Genomic DNA, 17,197 nt, shown 5'->3' on the forward strand with positions numbered 1-17,197 from the left:
GCATGACCGACCTCGCGCTACCCGACCCCGAACACGCCGCGCGCAGCGGCGTCGGCCCGCCGCTGTGGCTGCTCGCGGAACTGACGTACCGTTGTCCGCTGCATTGCGCGTTCTGCTACAACCCGGTCGACTACACCGATCATCGCAATGAACTGAGCACCGCGCAATGGATCGGCGTGTTGCAGCAGGCGCGCAAGCTCGGCGCCGCGCAGCTCGGCTTTTCGGGCGGAGAGCCGCTGATGCGCGACGATCTCGAAGCACTCGTCGCCGAAGCGCACCGGCTCGGCTTCTATACGAACCTGATCACGTCGGGCGTCGGCTTGACGGATGCGCGGCTCGATGTGCTCAAGGCCAACGGACTCGATCACATCCAACTGTCGTTTCAGGATTCGACGCAGGAACTCAACGACTTTTTGAGCAGCACACGCACCTTCGACCTGAAGAACCGCGTCGCGCGTTCCATCAAGGCGCACGGCTTTCCGATGGTGCTCAATTGCGTGCTGCACCGCTACAACCTGCCGCATGTCGACAAGATCATCGACATGGCGCTGGCAATGGGGGCCGAGTACCTGGAACTCGCCAACACGCAGTATTACGGTTGGGCTCATGCGAACCGCGCGCAACTGATGCCGACGGCGGAGCAACTGCGCGAAGCGGAAGCCGTGGTCGAGCGTTACCGCAACGAAATCGGCAATCGCTGCAAGATCTTCTTCGTGGTCCCTGACTACTTCGAGACGCGGCCCAAGCGCTGCATGAACGGCTGGGGCTCGGTGTTCCTCGGCGTCGCGCCCGACGGCGCCGCGCTGCCCTGTCATTCGGCACGCTCGCTGCCGGGCCTCACGTTTCCGAACGTGAAGGACATGCCGCTTTCGCACATCTGGTACGAGAGCGACGCATTCAATCGCTTTCGCGGCTTCGAATGGATGAAAGAGCCTTGCCGCAGTTGTGACGAAAAGACGAAGGACCTCGGCGGCTGCCGCTGCCAGGCGTATCTGCTGACGCTCGATGCCGCCAACGCCGATCCCGTCTGCGACAAGTCCGCGTATCACGAGCAGGTCGTGCGCGTCGTGCGCGATGCGGCGAATCGTCCGGCGACGCCCGCGCCAAACGAGCAGCCCGTCACGTTCCGCAACGACGCGAACTCGCGGCGGCTCAGCGCCGACGCGCAAGCGAACCGCGCGCAAGGCGATCCGCGCGCGGTCCCGGCGACGCCTCACCCATAGGGAACGCGATGATGACGACGCCCGCCATTTCCGTGCTCCTCGTCGACGATCATGCCGTCGTGCGCGAAGGCTATCGACGGCTGCTCGAACTGAGCCCCGATGTGCGCGTCGCGGGCGAGGCGGCGCAGGCTTATCAACGCTTTTGCGCGCTGCGGCCGGACGTCGTCGTAATGGATCTCGCGCTGCCCGGCGCGAGCGGCATCGAAGGGATGCGGCGCATGCTCGCGCGCGAGCCGCAAGCGCGCGTGCTGATTTTCAGCGTGCATGAAGAAACGCTCTTCGTGCGCCGCGCGTTCGATGCAGGCGCGTGCGGCTATGTGACGAAAGCGAGCGCGCCCGATGTGCTGGTGGAAGCCGTGCGCGCCGTCGCGCGGCGCGTGCGGTATCTGAGCGCGGACGTCTCGCATGCGCTTGCGCTGCGGACGATGTTCAGCGAAGGGCCGCCCGGACGACAGCTTTCCGCGCGCGAGTTCGAAGTGCTGCGGTTGCTCGTGCAAGGCTACACGCTGCCCGTCATCGCCGAGCGGCTCGGGCTCAGCCAGAAGACGATTGCAAATCACCAGTCGGCGATCCGCCAGAAGTTCGGCGCGAACAACGGCGTGCAGCTCGTGCAGATCGCGCAGCGTCTGGGGCTGCAATTTTCCGAGCTGGCCGCGCCTCAGGAGCTTTTCGGACCGGCGGGGTCGATCGGGCCGCTCGGTTCGGGCAGCCCGAGCTGAGACGGTATCCGCGCGCAGAGCAGGAAGCCGCGCTCCGGCTCGCTCGCCACATGAAACTCACCGCCTAGCGCTTCGACGCGCTCGCGCATGCCGATGAGGCCAAGACCCGTGCGCGGCTTCGACAGATCGACGCCTGGGCCGTCGTCCGCGACCGTCAGCACGATCTCGCCACCGCGCTCGCTGTCGGCGGGCGCCCTCACCAGATAGATCTCGACGCGCGCTTGGCGCGCGAACTTCGACACGTTCGTGAGCGCCTCCTGCACGAACCGGTAAAGCGTGATATTGAGCGCATCGGTGAGACCGTCAAAGTCGCCGTCGACGGCCAGCTTGAACGACGCATCGGGCAGACGCTCGCGCCAGCCTTCGACGCAATGTTCGAGCGCGCTCGGCAGGCCGAGCTCGTCGAGGCCGATAGGCCGCAGCTTGCGGATCATCCCGCCGATCTGCCGATAGACGAAGCCCGCGCTTTGCATCACGGCCAGCGACGCGCGGTGAATCTCAGGCTCGCTCGCTGCCGACAGATCGCGGATTCTCGCGGCGTCGAGCGCGATTGCGTTCAGATATTGGCCAAGCTCGTCATGCAGTTCGCGCGCGAGGTGGCGGCGCTCGGCTTCCTGTGCTTCGATGCCCTGGCTCGCGAGCCGCCGGTTTTCAGCGAGCAGCCGGCCCGCTTCTTCCTCCGCCGCGCGCCGCCGGCGCAACTCCCTTTGCGATTCCCGATAGCGGCGCCATGCAAACCACGCAAGCCCCGCTGCAAGCACGAATAGCGTGACGGGCAGTTCATCGAGCTGATAGCGCTCGGCACGGCGGCTCCAGCGGTAGGCAATCTCGCTGACATCGAACGTCGTACACAGTACGCCGACGACGCCCGTCAGGATCACGACGCACACGAAATCGCGCCACGCGACTGAGCGTGTTTCCGTTGCGCGCGTTCGCGTGGCGTGCTCTTGCGTCCCGTGCGGCAACGCCGGGCGGGGCTGCGTCGGGGGCTGGTGCGGCGCGTCTGCCGCGTCCGCGCCACTGCCTGCTGCTTGCCGCTGGTCCAACGGCGGATCAGTCGGGCGGGCTGAAGGGAGAGCGTCGGGCATGAGCGTGTCGATGGAAGCAGTGACTCATTCTACTCATCCAGCGGACGCTTTTCGCGCGGGTTATTACCTGTTTGGGAAGGCCTCCCGTAAGAATCGGGAAAGCTTCCCGGGTGATACAAGCCTTCCGTATGCGACGCTGCAAGCATGGGTGAAGCGAATCGGGCACGCGTGCGCAGCCCGCGAATCGCGCCGCCGACAGAAGGCTACATGAGGGCTACATGAGGGCTACGTTAGGGCTGCATAAGGGCTGAAAACACGGTGGAGAAGACAACGATGAAACACAGGCGGCGCAAATCGCGGCGCGACCTCGCGCATCGACGCAAGCGCGTATTCAGGCTCGTGTTCGGCGGCGCGCTGGCCGGTCTCTGCGCAGCCGCCTGGCCGCAGGACGCCACAACGACGCCCGCGACGGCTCAACAGGGCGCGCAGGAGGAGACGCGAACCCAGCCGCAAGATCCCGCGCAAGATCGCGCACAGGACGTCGCACAGGACGTCGCACAGGAAAGCGGGCAACAGCCCGCGCAGGAAGTGGAGCTTCCGTCGATTCTCGTGATCGGCACGACGCCGCTCGTCGGCATCGGCACCGCCATCGAACTCGTGCCCGCGAACGTGCAAACCATACGCGGCCGCGAAATCGACCAGCAGCATCCCGTCACGCTCACCGACTACTTCGCGAGCAATCTGCAAAGCGTCGATATCAACGACGCGCAAGGCAATCCGTCCCAGGTCGATATCAACTATCGCGGCTTTACGGCGTCGCCGCTGGTGGGCACGCCGCAAGGGCTTTCGGTGTTCATGGATGGCGTGCGCGTCAACGAGCCGTTCGGCGACGTCGTCAACTGGGATCTGATACCGCAGGCCGCCATCGATACGATCCAGCTGATTCCCGGCTCCAATCCGACCTTCGGCCTCAACACGCTGGGCGGCGCGATTGCGATCACGACCAGGAATGGCAGCACGTCGCCGGGCGGCGAAGCGGAGATCAGCGGCGGGTCGTGGGGACGCAAGAGCGCGCAGATCCAGCAAGGGGGGATGATCGGCAACAACCTCGACTATTACTTCACGGCCAACGCGACCAACGACGACGGCTGGGCCGATCACAACGGCAGCCGGTTGCGCCAGGCGTTCGGCAAGCTGCGCTACCACGACGCCGACACGACACTGTCGATCTCGGCGGGCGGCGCGGACAACACGCTCGACGGCTCGCAGACGATCCCGCGCTCGTTTCTCGACAACCGCAAGCAGGCGTACACGTTTCCCGATCAGAACAAGAACACGGTCGGCTATCTGACACTGGCGGGCGAGCACTACTTCACGCCCAATATCGAGCTTGCCGGCACGCTCTACTATCGCCATTACCGCAACGAGAATGTCAGCAGCAACGTCAACGACGATTTCACCGGCGACGATGACGAAGATGTGCCGCCCGCGAACAACCTGCAATCGACGGTCTTCACGCAGAGCTATGGCGGCAGCCTGCAACTGTCGCTGCTGCAGAACCTGTTCGGCAAGCGCAACGAGCTGGTGTTCGGCATGGCCGCCGATCTCGCGAACTCGCACTTCACGCAGGCATCGCAGGACGCGACCTTTACCGATACGCGCGCGACGATCGGCACCGGCCCATTCGAGCAGACCACGGATGCGAAGACGCGCAACGAAACCTATGGCGTCTATTTCACCGACACGCTTTCGTTCACCGACCAATGGTCGATGACATTCGCGGGCCGCTACAACTGGTCGCGCACGACGATCGGCGACGAGAGCGGCATGCAGCCGCTGCTGGACGGGCGCCATGTGTTTTCACGCTTCAATCCCGCTGTCGGCATCAACTGGAACCCGACCGACAACTTCACCGCGTACGCGACCTACAACGAGGGCATGCGCTCGCCGACGTCGATCGAGCTTGCATGCGCGGACCCGCAAGCGCCGTGTTCGCTGCCGAACGACTTCATCGCGGACCCCGCGTTGAAGCCGGTGATCTCGAAGACGTTCGAAATCGGCGCGCGCGGAAAGCTCGGCAGCAATACGGCATGGAGCGCGGCGCTCTATCGCACGACGCTCGACGACGATATCCAGTTCGTCACCAGCAACGGCGCGTCGAGCACACTCGGCTTTTTTCAGAACGTCGGCAAGACCCGCCGGCAAGGTTTCGAAGTGGCGGGCCGCTCGAAGTACGGCCCCGTCGGCGTGAGCGCGAGCTACAGCTATGTGGACGCGACGTATCAGTCGACATGGACCGAGAGCAGCGCGAGCAATTCGAGCGCGGACGCCAACGGCAACATCACGGTGAAACCCGGCGACCGCATTCCGGGCATTCCGGCCAATACGGTGAAGCTGCGCGTCGACTACACGCCGTTTGCACAGTGGAACATCGGCACGAACCTCACGTACCGGGGCAGTATCTTCGCGCGCGGCGACGAGAACAATCAGGACGTGATCGGCACCGTCGCTGGCTACTTCCTGATCGATCTCGATACGACGTACAACGTGACGAAGCAGCTTCAACTGTTCGCGACCGTCAAGAATCTGCTCAACAAGCACTATGCGAACTTTGCGATTCTCGGCGAGAACTTTTTCAATGGGCCGAACCACACGTTCGATCCGTCGGGCGTCACCAACGAACAGTTTCTCGGCATCGGCGCGCCGCGCGGTGCGTGGGTGGGGCTGCGGTACGCATGGAAGTGAAGTGCCCGCGACCCGCACCGCAAACGGGATCGAAGCCCGCCGCCGATGCTCATCGCGATTCGATCGACCCCTGGCTTGGCGGCGACGTCACGATTCCCCACGCCAGCGGCAGATCGCCGATCTGCCCCACCGTCTGGTAGCTCTTTGCGTCCACCACGAAGACGGCGTTCGAGCGTCCGCACGCAAGCAGCACCTTCGAGCCATCCGGCGTGAAGCTGAAATGCCAGCAACGCTGACCGACGGGCGCATCCGTCACATGGTCGTAGGTCTTCGCGTCGAATACCTGCAAGGTCTTGTCGCGCGCGGCCGCGACGAGCAGATGCTTGCCCGCGGGATCGAACGCGATGCCGTATGGCCCGAGCTTCGTATCGACCGTTTTCACCGGCTTGAGTGTCGCCGCGTCGAGCACGACGAATTTGCTGGTGTTTTCCAGCGTGACCACGTACTGCTTGCCGTCCGGCGACGCCTTGATGCCGCGCGGCCGCGACCCCTTGTCGAGCTTCAGCGTGCGCACGGGCGCGCCCGTGCCCGTGCGATAGACGGACACGGTGTCGTCGCCCTCGTTGGTCACGAGCAACTCACGCCCGTCCGGCGAAAACTCGACGCCTTCCGTCTCGTGCCCGCTCTTGACCGAGCGGATGACTTTCATCGTCTTCAGATCGACGATCGCGACTTCGGCGGGCGGGCTGTTCGCATCGTCATCGTCGTCGTGGCCACCCTTGCCAGCCTGACCTTCGGGCTTGCCTTCGGGCTTGCCTTCGTGTTTGCCTTCGGGCTTGCCTTCGGGTTTTCCGCCGCCCTCGTTCGCCGCCTGCGGCGGTGGTCCGCTTTCACCCGGCTCGTACGTCACATAGGCATAACCGCGATGCACGCGCACGAACTCCGGGTTCTTGCCGATCTTCACGCGCGCCACCACCTTGTCCGTCGCCGTATCGATCGCCGTCAGACTGCCCGATTTATTCGCCACCAGCAGCCTGCGGCCGTCCGCCGTCAGGCTCAGACCGCGTGGCCCGTCGTTGCCCAGGCCGATGGTTCTCGTCAGCGTCATCTTGTCGAGGTCGATCACGCCGACGCCGTTGGTCTCGCTCGTCACGTACGCGGTTGCCGCGGATGCGTGACTGATCCCCGCGCCGAGCAGAACGGCGAGCGCGACGGCCGTCGCCACGTGTGTACGTCTCGTAGTGCAATGCATCGATGTCTCCTGCGCAATGTTTGTTCGACGGGTCCATGCGGACCCTACGCGTTTTTCCGTAACGTATTCATCCAGGCTCAAGGTAGCGCATCGCAGGGCCGGATGACAATGCGAGCGGCCGGGAGTTTTTCCCGAAATCGGCAGGCGTGCGGCTCAACGCGCGGCCTCGAATGGGAAGGCGCGGTGCTCGCAGCCTTTCATCAGGTGAACAGCCTCCCCGCTGTCGTCGAAAATCCACTGCGAGTGAACCCCGCATGGGAACGCGCACACGACAACTTCCACACCACGCTGCTCGCGGGTTGCCTGTCGAAGTGGCTGAAGCATTTCGCAACGACCTTGCGTGCGCAAACCGCTCGCTATCGGCACATGTCACCATCCATCGAGCACCCGGGCAAACGCAATGTCGGGAAAGAGCACGAAGATATCGTCAAGGCTGTGCTCGCGCGCAATGCGGACCGCGCCTGCGCGTTGTTGCGCGAGCATTGCGCCGTCACAGCCCAACCCGTGCTCGAACGGATGCGCGGCGCGAACGGGCAGAATAGAATTGCTTTAAAACGGGCTATTTAATTTTTGCAATATCGACGCAGAACCACTCGGCGAATCCGCGGATGGTGGTTTCGTTACGCGAGAGCAAAACCCACTGTCCAATTTTTTGCGTCTTGATAAGGCCCGCTTGCTCAAGCAGCGACAGATGACGCGACACCGTGGACTGAGAAAAGCCGCTTTTCGCGTGGAGCATTCCCGCTGAAACACCTCGAAACGGTGAGCACTTGGTCTCGGTAAAGTATGTGGCTGGATCGGCCAGCCACTGCAGTACTTTTCTCCGGAATGGGTGAGCCAATGCCCGCATGGCGGCATCGAAATCGATCGTCTGACGGGTAGTGCCCATTTGCAAATTCATCCATTGCGGTACATCAGACTCTGTCCAGCACGTCGAAGCGGCCCGCGAATACCCGCACTGACTCCAGTACGCCCGCGACCTCCCATCCATTCAATTCAAGCAACTTTGAACGGTCGCCGTGCCGTACGAATTCATCGGGAAGTCCAAGACGAAACTGGATGGCAAATCGATGGTGTCAAGTAAGCTCATTTTGTTTCGGGCTTGGTGTTTCAATAAAGTATCCGGCTCTTCCCAATGTCCGGTACCCGCAATGATAAGGTCTTCGCAAAGAGACATTCGGCCAATATTCACCGACTTCGGGACAAGTTTCGATTGCCGGGTGCTCAGATCTATATAAGACTCAAATTCGACACAACCTGGCCTAAGTTCATGACCGAATCCTTAGATCGCAAAGACAACTTATGCGCTAATTGACGACTCCGCAGAGATCTGCTATCTGATTCCAATAGCCGCTTGTATGCTGTCACGTAAAGAGTATCTCGCCGACGAATATGTCGATGGGGCCTCGATGCCGACCGCCGGGTTCCTTCCGTTCCGGCAAGTCTCGCATTTCGCTGGGCCCTGGTCAAAGCGAAAGAACTGCGCGTGATCCATCATCCGGGCCTTACACGTTCGCGCGTCTTTTGGGCGGATCGTCGGGATCGCGGGAACGGGCTCGTGTGAACATCCACGCAAACTGGATTCTCTGCGCTGCAATCAGCAAAGCGGGAATGATCTGGTGCGCTAGAGCCGACGGCTTCAGGCGCGTCGAGGGCGCGCTCTTTATGCTCGGCTATGATTTGAGTGGTCTTGAGCGTTTGCAGGATCGCTTCGATTCAGGGCCCGCAAACCTGTCTTTCCAATGGTAAAGCGCCAGCCCGGATAACAGAACTGGCGCAGCAGCACGCCGTGACAAAGCCACAGCCTGCATCGGAACGACGCTAGAACATGTCCGCAACCTGCTGACGCTGCGCACCTTTCTCTTCTGCTTCCCGCCCGGTGCGGCAAGGTATGAATGGGCCGGTAATCATGGTCGAGTAGCTCTGACCCGGTCCCACCATCGGATAAACGTCGGCGTTCTGGTCGATCATGACTTCGAGGAAGGCGGGTCCGTCGAATTCGATGAAAGCCTTCAGTTTCTCGTCAAGCTCGCTGACCGCTTCGACGCGACAGGCAAAATCAAATCCGTCAGCCCGTGCAGCCATCACGAAGTCCTTGCGATGCAGCGTCTTGTCGCTCACGCACAATCGCCCTTCGTAGTACAGGTGCTGCCATTGCCGGATCATTCCATCGCCGACATTGTTGAGCAGAAGCACCTTGACGGGAACGCCATACGTGCTAGCTGTCTCCATCTCGCCGACATTCATCCGGATGCTGCCGTCACCATCGATGTCGATCACCAGCGCATCGGGCCGCGCAAACTGCGCGCCAATCGCTGCGGGCAGTCCGAACCCCATCGTTCCCATACTGCCCGAAGTAAGAAAGCTTCGCGGCTCGACGAAGTCGAAGAACTGCGCAGCCCACATCTGATGCTGACCGACGCCGGTGCTGATGATCGCTCGCCCGCCTGTCATTTCACTGAGCCGCTCAATGACAAATTGCGGCTGGATCGCCGTGCTGTTCCTGTCGTAGTTCATGCCATACGTTCGCTTGAGTTCCAACACCTGGTCGAGCCAGTACGAAGGCGCCTGTTCGCTCGAATCATGCTCCATCAGTGACAGAAGCGCGTTCCTCGCATCGCCGACATGCGTCCAGTGTGCCCGTTTGACCTTATTGATCTCCGCTTCGTCGATGTCGATATGAGCGACGTGTCGCGCGCTGGGAGCGAAGGCTTCCGGGCGGCCTCCCGCAACGCGATCATCAAAACGGGCGCCGACCGCAATCAGGAAATCGCAATCTTCAACCGCGTAGTTCGCACACGCGGCGCCGTGCATACCCAGCATTCCAAGGTACAGCTCGTGTTTCGCGGGTATCGCGCCAAGGCCCATCAGCGTTGTCACGACGGGAATCCCGTAACGCTCGGCAAAGCGACGCAACTCAGATGTCGCGCCAGCGGCAATCACGCCACCTCCGACATACAGCAGCGGCCGCTTGCTTTGCGCCAGAAGTTCGAAGAAGCCGGCGCGCTTGTCCTCGTCGAGGCGCGCGCCTTCTGCCACCATCCGCAGACGGTCGGAATAGCCCCGAAACTGCAACGTGCCTTGCCCTTTGTACGTTCCCATCCAGTTCTGGACGTCCTTCGGCACATCGACGACGACCGGGCCAGGACGGCCGCTGCGAGCCACCTCGAATGCAGTCCGCAGCGTCTGCTCCAGCTTCGCCGGATCGGTAACGAGAAACACCTGTTTCGCGCACGCCGACATGATGTTGAAAACGGGTGCCTCCTGGAAAGCGTCGGTGCCGATTACAGCACGAGGCACCTGTCCGCATATGAGGACGACGGGGATCGAATCACCATTGCAGTCGGCAATAGGCGTCACCGCGTTGGTCGCCCCTGGGCCTGACGTCACCATGAACACGCCTACTTTTCCGCTCGCGCGCGCATATCCGGCAGCCATGAAGCCCGCCGCCTGTTCATTGGCGGGGACGACGAGCTTGATCTGACGCTCAGGACTTTTGTCATGCATTTCGTTGAATCGAAACACGGCGTCGTATGTCGGCAAGATCGCGCCGCCGCTGTAGCCGAATATCGTGTCCACGCCCTGTTCGCTGAGCACGCGCAGGATGATGTCGGCGCCCGACATCGGTTCGCCGGTGTTCGACGGATTCAGGAGGGCTTGTAAAGCAATCTTTGGGTTGCGGGTCATGGCTGTCTCGCATGGAAGCGGGCGCTGGTCGATCCAGCATCCCAGTTCAAGGGCGTTATCCCTTCCAACTCAAGAACAGCGTATGTTCAACACCAGTTCATGGTTGGTCGATCCGACGGGTTCTCCGCGCGTCGCCAGTCCATCTGGCACCGTTGTTGAAGTGCCCCTGGAAGAATTGTGAGGAATGGTTCCATCCATTGTGACAATGTTTGACCTGTCAGATATAATCAGGAGCGACGTATGCAGGCCAAGATGTGCTGCTTCTGCGCCATTTGCGACCTCGCGCTCTTGCGTTGTGCTGCGGCGCGTCACGGCTCGGCCATTTTCATTTTGTATTGCACCGCGCAACGCCGGTTCGTGCAACAGTGCGAACAACGATTGAGCAATACGACATACTCGGAGCGCCGCAGCCGCGCTAGACTGGACGACCGCACTCTGTTGCGGTCAATGCTGGTTTTTTGCGGTTCGCCTTGGCGGCCATTGGCGGCACTGACGACAGCGTGCTCATTATCCGAAGGTCATGATATGAAAGTCGCCATTGTTATTTTCGATGGTGTGCAAGCGCTGGATGTTGCAGGCCCACTGGACGTCTTCGCGGAAGCCAACACCTTCCTTCCCGAACATCAGAGGTATCAGATCTCTCTCGTCGGTGACCAGGCTGGCACCGTCGCCTGCTCGAATGGGATGCAACTCTCAGTTCCTCATAGCTATACGGAGTTCGACGAGCCATTCGACCTTCTGTTGATCGCCGGAGGACCGCAGTTGCCCAATGCTCAGCCCAAAAGCGAGTTTCTGAACTGGTTGCAAGCGCAGTCGCGCGGCGCAACCCGGTTTGGCTCCGTTTGCACGGGAGCATTCGTGCTCGCGCGTGCAGGGCTTCTCGACGGCAAGCAAGTGACGACGCACTGGGAAGATGCGGACCGGCTCGCCGACGATTTTCCCGATGCCTGTGTGCAGCCTGACCGGATTTTCATTCGTGACGGACGCCTCTTTACATCTGCCGGCGTGACAGCAGGCATCGATCTGTGTCTGTCGCTCGTGACAGAAGACTGGGGTCACGATCTTGCCGTGCGGGTGGCGAAGCGACTGGTCGTTTATATCCAGCGAGAAGGCGGACAATCTCAGTACAGCCCTTACGTCGGCGTACGCAAGGACCATGATCCCATCGTCGGCAAGGTGCTCCGATACGTGACCGAGCACATCACCGATTCACTATCGATCGAGCAGCTTGCGAGCGCAGTGTCCGTCAGCCGGCGCACCTTCTCCAGGCTCTTTGCGAAATATGCCAAAGTGACACCGTCCGCATTTGTCGAACAGGTTCGGGTCGATACTGCCCGGAAGCTGCTCGAGGAGACGGATGCGCCTCTCAAGACAGTCGCGTTCAAGTGCGGCTTTCACAGCGCCACCCACATGCGAACGACTTTCTCGCGGCGGCTCAACGTCACGCCCAAACAGTACCGTCAACGATTTCGTGGTGACAGCGGCGGCCAACAATGGGCTTATGGCGGCGTCAACGAGCGGGTCGAATCGGCGGAGATGGAAGGCCTGAGTTAGATGTCGCTGGCTTGATTCGTGACGCCTTTGACCTGAAACCGTCCCTCTTATTACTTGTTCAGTGAGACAGCGTGGCCCACACTGCCTCCCTGCGATGGTTTTGCCGAGATGGTCCCATTGCTTCCACCCGGCGATTCCTCAAATGCTTGATGAACACACCTGCGCCATCCATGATTCACTCCGATGTACTTCCATCTCTTCCGGACATCCTTGAGTCCGGTTTATCAGTGGTGTTTTGCGGAATCAATCCGGGCATCTGCGCGGCATCGACAGGCCGCCACTTTGCAGGCAGAGGCAACCGGTTCTGGCGCGTCGTCCATCTGGCCGGTTTTACTCCTGAACAGATCCGCTCTGAAGACGACGTCACGCTGCTACGGTACGGCTGCGGTCTGACGACTGTCGTGTCGCGTCCAACGGCGCGAGCCGACCAGTTGTCGCCATGGGAGTTCAACGCGGCCGCTTCCGCGTTCGAGCAAAAGATCGAGAGGTATGCACCGCAATGCGTTGCTTTCCTCGGAAAGATGGCGCTCTCCGCAATGTCCGGCAAGCGCGACATTTCGTGGGGCCTGCAATCGAAGCCATTTGGTGGGGCACGTGCGTGGGTATTGCCAAATCCTAGCGGTCTGAACAGAACCTTCAGCCTCGATGCGCTAGTGGCTGCCTATCACGAGCTTCGTCTCGCGCTCACGGCAGCCGGTCCTGCGAAGAGAAGCTGATGACAGGGATTACGGGACCTGTCAGATACTATCCAAAGCCATCGCACTATCAAGGTAGCGAAGATGCACGTTTTCGCGCAGCGTCTGCGTGACGAACTCTACGAAGGCCCGAATCTTGCCGCTCTCTCCGCGCCGCTCCACATGAAGCAGATTGACGGGAGTGGACTCGGGTTCGTATGCCGCCAAGACGGGGATCAGACTTCCAGTCAGCACTTCGGGAGCCGCCTGATAAGAGAACAATTGGGTGATCCCCACGCCATCGACGGCCGCCACAACGGCTGCGGGAGCCAGGTTGACGATCATTCGTGGCTGAAGCCGGACTGACATTCTCAAACCGTTTTCATAGAAAAGCCATTCGGTGGGATTCGTCACGCCTGTCAGAGACACGCAATGATGACTGGCAAGCTCCCTCGGATGAAAAGGCTCCCCGTGCGCCGCAAGATAAGAAGGGGCCGCATAGGTTCTACGCCTGACAAAGCCCAACGGCACTGCAAATATCGATGAATCTCCCAAGTGCCCAATGCGAATGGCGATGTCCACGCCCTCTTCGAGAAGTCGCGTGGCACGATCGACATAGATTGCATTGACCCTGACGTCCGGATAGCGCTGCACATACGCGTCGACGAGGGGAGCGATGAAACGCTGGCCGAACAGAACCGGAGCCGAAATGGTCAGTGTGCCGACTGGATTGTCCTGGCGAGCCGCGACAACTGCTTGCGCGTCCGTGATGGTATCCAGCACCCTGCGGCAGGCGTCGAGATACGACATGCCCGCTTCCGTCGGCCGGACTGAGCGCGTTGTCCGGGCAAGCAACTGCGCGCCAATCGGGTCTCGAGTGAGTTGAGTGCTCGCGAGACCGCGGGGGCCGACATGCCAAGTTTTTCCGACGCGCCCGTAAAACTACCTCTGTCAACGATAGCTACGAATACCTCCATCTCGCGCAATCTGTCCAATCTGATTCCTGATTTCAATGTTGACGAACGGTAAATCGAAAAGCGGTGCGCACTGAGGAGATGTCCTGATTCCAGGCGTCATACCCGGCATGGTCATGCTTTACTTCGTCGATTGACCCAAAGACAACCAGGAATGGCCAGCATTCGCACACTCTTAACGACGAATCACGCGGCGAATCAGACCATCGAGATAAACGACATTTAGCTTTGCCGCTTTAACCGGGAATGTGCCTGGCCGGATACAAGTACGGAATGGCCTAATAGGCGAGTTACTGGCTCTTCAAGATTCCCGTTCCAACTTCGACAATGGGGCAAGAGATCGCCCGGCCATCGTATCGCGATGAATCGGGTGGTCGCCTCTCAACCGAACGAGGAATCTATGTTTTCCGCAATGCTTGAAGTAAATCCCAAATCCGAGCAATTCAATGCCTATCTCGCGATGGCAAAGATGCTGCGCGCAGAGCTCGAACAAATCGACGGCTTTATCGACAACGACCGCTATGCAAGCCTCACGCGCGATGGATGGCTACTGTCCCTGTCGAGCTGGCGGGACGAGAAGTCGCTGGTGCGTTGGCGAATCAGCACGAACCATCACAAGGTCCAACAGGCGGCCCGCGATCGGGTATTCGCCGACTATCGCCTGCGTATTGGCGAAACGATCGCGGATACGCGCTTACCCGCGGGGCAGACGTTGCACGAGCATCGCCTCGATGCAACCGAGACGGGAGCCGGCACGGCAGTCACGCTGCTCGACGCGAAGCGCGCGCCGGACTGGGTCAAGCAGGCGGGTGCCGACGCCGTCGCCCAGTCACTCGGACTCGACACCCAAGCTTCCGGCCTCGTGGCGTGGGACGCATTCGACGCACTGATGACACCTGGCGACGTCATTGCCGTCTTGACATGGCAAGATCAGGCAGCCGCTGAAGCGTTTGAGCGCAATTCGACACTGCCGGACGACGTGCGCCTGCGAAGAATTCGTGTTGTCCGGGAGTATGGGATGTTCGATCGCCGCGAGGCGCCGCAATATTTTCCGGACGCGAAGTCCAACGCGTAAAGTCGGCGATTCTGCATCTCCCCGCTAGCGACGCAGTGAGCCTCGCTGACACCGGTGGCGGCTTCATACCGTCACCGGCCTCCTTCCGATGCCCTCCTACCACTCTGCAATTGCCACATCGTAGTCTTCGTCGACAAATGCGACGATGAACTCTTCTGGCATCAGCCATGAATCAACGTTCACGGTCTTCGCGCCGATGTCCACGTCGACCTTGGCGTCAGCGTCTACCGTCTTCATCGCTCGATCAATCGCCGAAATATCGGCCGGGCGCAATTCGTTCTTCACTGAAAATTTCACTGTCACTTCTCCACTCTGTAAGGCTTCGATAGAGCTAGACCTATCGGCCAATCCATACCAGTAGGCCTGCACATTGATGATACCCGGCCACCTGTTTTTTTGGACGTAAAAGCTTTGAACAAGTTAAACAACAGAGTCTTTCATAAACAGCGTTGTCTTATTCACCGATACGGCTCTGCGTAATTGTTTTGTTGAACGGCTGGAAACGGATTGTTTCTCGCGCGATGCTTTATCGATGCAAGCCCGGGGACATTGGCCTGAATTACGAATGGAATGGCCTGATACGAAAACTATGCCCGCTTTAAGAACAGTGACCCGGGTCCTAGAATGAATCAATCCATCGCGCGGGGAAATTCGCCCAACGCAATGCTCGTTGAACACACCTGGCTGACGTGCCCTTATGAATACCGCAAACCCATGGACAAGTGGAGCAGCTGAGCCGAGGCTCGGGCAAATGCCATCGCCCGTTGCTGTACGGGAAGCAGAGAGTCCCGCACCGCAGGCACCCACAGAAGCTGGGCTAGCGCCTCGTCTCGCTATCGGGTTGCTTGGAATGCTGCTCGCTTCGCTATTGGCGATATTGAACGAGCAGGTCACCGCAGTGGCGATGACGGATATTCGTGGCGCGCTCTCGATCGGACGTGACGACGGAACGTGGCTCACCGCCCTCTTCGAGGCTACTAACGTCGCCACGATGATATTTGCTCCGTGGTTCGGGGTGACGTTTACGCTAAAGCGTTTTACGATCGGCGCGGTTCTCGCCGTGATGTTGATCGGATTCCTTTGTCCCCTTGCGCCGAACCTGCCGACCCTCTATGTGTTGCGCGCATTGCAGGGTATTGCGGGCGGATGTCTGCCCCCGATGTTGATCATCGTGGCGTTGCGCTATCTTCCCCCGAAAATCAAGCTATACGGACTTGCGGGCTACGCTCTCACCGCAACCTTCGGACCGGCGCTCGGTACGCCTCTCGCGGCCTTATGGACGGAATACGTCAGCTGGCGAATGGCATTCTGGCAAATCGTGCCACTCGGCCTGTTGAGCTGCGTGGCAATCCAGCAGGGACTCCCGTCGGAACAATGGAAGCCCGAACGGCTGCGATCGTTCAACTGGGTCGGATTTTTGACGGGCTTCCCCGCGATGCTGATGCTCGTCATTGGGCTTTTGCAGGGCGATCGCCTCGACTGGCTGAACTCGACACTTATCCGCGTGCTGCTAGGTGGAGGCGGGCTGTTGTTCGCGGCATTCCTTGTCAACGAATGGTTTCATCCGCTGCCGTTTTTCAAGCTTCAACTGCTTTCCCGCCGAAACTTCGCGCACGGGCTTCTGACACTGATGGGCGCGGTTGTACTGCTGGTCAGCGTCAACGTCATACCGGCCCAATATCTTGCGCAGGTTCATGCTTACAGGCCGCTGCAAACGACGCCTCTGGCCTTGCTCGTTGCGATTCCACTATTGATTGCGCTTCCTCTGACGGCCGCCCTTCTTAATCTGCGGCGAGTAGACCATCGCTGGGTAATGGCGATTGGACTTTCCCTGATGGCTATCAGTTGTTTTCTGGGCAGCTTCGTAACCTCGGACTGGGTTCGCGAGAACTTTTACCCGCTTCAGTCGTTGCAGATCATCGCGCAACCGATGATGATCCTCGCGATCCTGATGGGCGTGACCACAGGCTTGCCCCCAACCGAAGGTCCATTTGCTTCGGCGATGTTCAACACGGTCAAGGCGTTTGCAGGCGTAGCGGCAACTGGGCTCCTTGAGGGGCTAGGCACCGCGCGCGAGCACTTTCATTCGAGCATGCTCGTGGACCAGCTAGGCAACAACACATTGGTCATGGGCGCAGCCGTCGATGCCGTTCATGGTCTCGGTCAACTCGCGCACCGGATTCACGAGCAGGCCGTGGTGCTGACATCCGCGGATCTGTACCGCGTGATGGCAGGCGTTGCCGTCGTGTTTCTCGTTGTCATTCCAGTACTGCCCGTGCGTATTTATCCGCCTTGGAGTACTACGCCGCATTCTTCTCGCTAAGCG

Annotated in this window: 15 protein-coding genes; 8 read left to right on the plus strand and 7 right to left on the minus strand. The window is 60.4% G+C overall.

Features of this window, described 5'->3' with window-relative positions:
* Positions 1-2: 2 nt before the first annotated feature.
* Positions 3-1,223 (plus strand): pyrroloquinoline quinone biosynthesis protein PqqE, encoded by a 1,221-nt coding sequence (gene pqqE / locus J8I87_RS31515; RefSeq protein WP_209936078.1) that lies wholly within the window; start codon positions 3-5, stop codon positions 1,221-1,223.
* 11 nt (positions 1,224-1,234) lie between these two features.
* On the plus strand, positions 1,235-1,942 hold the full coding sequence (locus J8I87_RS31520; RefSeq protein ID WP_209936116.1) for a response regulator transcription factor: 708 nt from the start codon (positions 1,235-1,237) through the stop codon (positions 1,940-1,942).
* On the opposite strand, the gene J8I87_RS31525 is transcribed toward J8I87_RS31520, so the two are convergent.
* Positions 1,882-2,832: an ATP-binding protein gene (locus J8I87_RS31525; protein ID WP_209936079.1), complete on the minus strand. Its 951-nt coding sequence runs from the start codon at positions 2,830-2,832 to the stop codon at positions 1,882-1,884. The genes J8I87_RS31520 and J8I87_RS31525 overlap by 61 nt on opposite strands.
* Before the next feature lie 471 nt (positions 2,833-3,303).
* Between J8I87_RS31525 and J8I87_RS31530 the strand changes: the two genes are divergently transcribed.
* Positions 3,304-5,715, plus strand: a complete 2,412-nt coding sequence (locus J8I87_RS31530) for a TonB-dependent receptor (protein WP_209936080.1) — start codon at positions 3,304-3,306, stop codon at positions 5,713-5,715.
* A gap of 49 nt (positions 5,716-5,764) precedes the next feature.
* Here the strand turns inward: J8I87_RS31530 and J8I87_RS31535 are convergent, their stop codons facing one another.
* Positions 5,765-6,907: a cytochrome D1 domain-containing protein gene (locus tag J8I87_RS31535; protein ID WP_209936081.1), complete on the minus strand. Its 1,143-nt coding sequence runs from the start codon at positions 6,905-6,907 to the stop codon at positions 5,765-5,767.
* A 183-nt stretch (positions 6,908-7,090) separates the two neighbouring features.
* Between J8I87_RS31535 and J8I87_RS31540 the strand changes: the two genes are divergently transcribed.
* Positions 7,091-7,474 (plus strand): FCD domain-containing protein, encoded by a 384-nt coding sequence (locus tag J8I87_RS31540; protein WP_313067026.1) that lies wholly within the window; start codon positions 7,091-7,093, stop codon positions 7,472-7,474.
* On the opposite strand, the gene J8I87_RS31545 is transcribed toward J8I87_RS31540, so the two are convergent.
* Positions 7,467-7,796, minus strand: coding sequence for a helix-turn-helix transcriptional regulator (locus tag J8I87_RS31545; RefSeq protein ID WP_209936083.1), 330 nt, complete (start codon positions 7,794-7,796; stop codon positions 7,467-7,469). The two genes, J8I87_RS31540 and J8I87_RS31545, sit on opposite strands and share 8 nt — an antisense overlap.
* A 932-nt stretch (positions 7,797-8,728) precedes the next feature.
* Entirely contained in the window at positions 8,729-10,594 is a 1,866-nt protein-coding gene (gene ilvB / locus J8I87_RS31550; protein ID WP_209936084.1) for a biosynthetic-type acetolactate synthase large subunit, read from the minus strand.
* A gap of 525 nt (positions 10,595-11,119) precedes the next feature.
* Here ilvB and J8I87_RS31555 point away from each other — a divergent pair.
* Together J8I87_RS31555 and mug are read left to right on the plus strand one after the other, a co-directional pair.
* Positions 11,120-12,148 (plus strand): GlxA family transcriptional regulator, encoded by a 1,029-nt coding sequence (locus tag J8I87_RS31555; protein ID WP_209936118.1) that lies wholly within the window; start codon positions 11,120-11,122, stop codon positions 12,146-12,148.
* A gap of 170 nt (positions 12,149-12,318) precedes the next feature.
* On the plus strand, positions 12,319-12,864 hold the full coding sequence (mug, locus tag J8I87_RS31560; protein ID WP_245254302.1) for a G/U mismatch-specific DNA glycosylase: 546 nt from the start codon (positions 12,319-12,321) through the stop codon (positions 12,862-12,864).
* A gap of 21 nt (positions 12,865-12,885) precedes the next feature.
* Here the strand turns inward: mug and J8I87_RS31565 are convergent, their stop codons facing one another.
* Positions 12,886-13,632 carry a LysR substrate-binding domain-containing protein gene (locus J8I87_RS31565; RefSeq protein WP_245254303.1) on the minus strand — a complete coding sequence of 249 codons (747 nt, stop codon included), beginning with the start codon at positions 13,630-13,632 and terminating at the stop codon, positions 12,886-12,888.
* On the minus strand, positions 13,536-13,799 hold the full coding sequence (locus tag J8I87_RS45145; protein WP_245254307.1) for a LysR family transcriptional regulator: 264 nt from the start codon (positions 13,797-13,799) through the stop codon (positions 13,536-13,538). Before J8I87_RS45145 ends, J8I87_RS31565 begins: the two co-directional genes overlap by 97 nt.
* A gap of 397 nt (positions 13,800-14,196) precedes the next feature.
* On the opposite strand from J8I87_RS45145, the gene J8I87_RS31570 reads away from it, so the two are divergent.
* Positions 14,197-14,871, plus strand: coding sequence for an antibiotic biosynthesis monooxygenase family protein (locus tag J8I87_RS31570; RefSeq protein ID WP_209936087.1), 675 nt, complete (start codon positions 14,197-14,199; stop codon positions 14,869-14,871).
* A 96-nt stretch (positions 14,872-14,967) separates the two neighbouring features.
* On the opposite strand, the gene J8I87_RS31575 is transcribed toward J8I87_RS31570, so the two are convergent.
* Positions 14,968-15,168: a copper chaperone gene (locus J8I87_RS31575; protein ID WP_209936088.1), complete on the minus strand. Its 201-nt coding sequence runs from the start codon at positions 15,166-15,168 to the stop codon at positions 14,968-14,970.
* Between the two features lie 400 nt (positions 15,169-15,568).
* Between J8I87_RS31575 and J8I87_RS31580 the strand changes: the two genes are divergently transcribed.
* Entirely contained in the window at positions 15,569-17,194 is a 1,626-nt protein-coding gene (locus J8I87_RS31580; protein WP_209936089.1) for an MFS transporter, read from the plus strand.
* The last annotated feature ends 3 nt before the right edge of the window (positions 17,195-17,197 follow it).

It is taken from the genome of Paraburkholderia sp. LEh10, from assembly GCF_017814945.1.
Taxonomy (GTDB): Bacteria; Pseudomonadota; Gammaproteobacteria; order Burkholderiales; family Burkholderiaceae; genus Paraburkholderia.

Coding starts and splice junctions, on each gene's coding strand:
- J8I87_RS31530 (WP_209936080.1), top strand. CDS start 3,304: ATGAAACACAGGCGGCGCAAATCGCGGCGCGACCTCGCGCATCGACGC.
- J8I87_RS31520 (WP_209936116.1), top strand. CDS start 1,235: ATGACGACGCCCGCCATTTCCGTGCTCCTCGTCGACGATCATGCCGTC.
- J8I87_RS31545 (WP_209936083.1), bottom strand. CDS start 7,796: ATGGGCACTACCCGTCAGACGATCGATTTCGATGCCGCCATGCGGGCA.
- J8I87_RS31580 (WP_209936089.1), top strand. CDS start 15,569: ATGAATACCGCAAACCCATGGACAAGTGGAGCAGCTGAGCCGAGGCTC.
- J8I87_RS31570 (WP_209936087.1), top strand. CDS start 14,197: ATGTTTTCCGCAATGCTTGAAGTAAATCCCAAATCCGAGCAATTCAAT.
- ilvB (WP_209936084.1), bottom strand. CDS start 10,594: ATGACCCGCAACCCAAAGATTGCTTTACAAGCCCTCCTGAATCCGTCG.
- J8I87_RS31555 (WP_209936118.1), top strand. CDS start 11,120: ATGAAAGTCGCCATTGTTATTTTCGATGGTGTGCAAGCGCTGGATGTT.
- J8I87_RS31535 (WP_209936081.1), bottom strand. CDS start 6,907: ATGCATTGCACTACGAGACGTACACACGTGGCGACGGCCGTCGCGCTC.
- J8I87_RS31565 (WP_245254303.1), bottom strand. CDS start 13,632: ATGTCGTATCTCGACGCCTGCCGCAGGGTGCTGGATACCATCACGGAC.
- pqqE (WP_209936078.1), top strand. CDS start 3: ATGACCGACCTCGCGCTACCCGACCCCGAACACGCCGCGCGCAGCGGC.
- J8I87_RS45145 (WP_245254307.1), bottom strand. CDS start 13,799: ATGGAGGTATTCGTAGCTATCGTTGACAGAGGTAGTTTTACGGGCGCG.
- mug (WP_245254302.1), top strand. CDS start 12,319: ATGATTCACTCCGATGTACTTCCATCTCTTCCGGACATCCTTGAGTCC.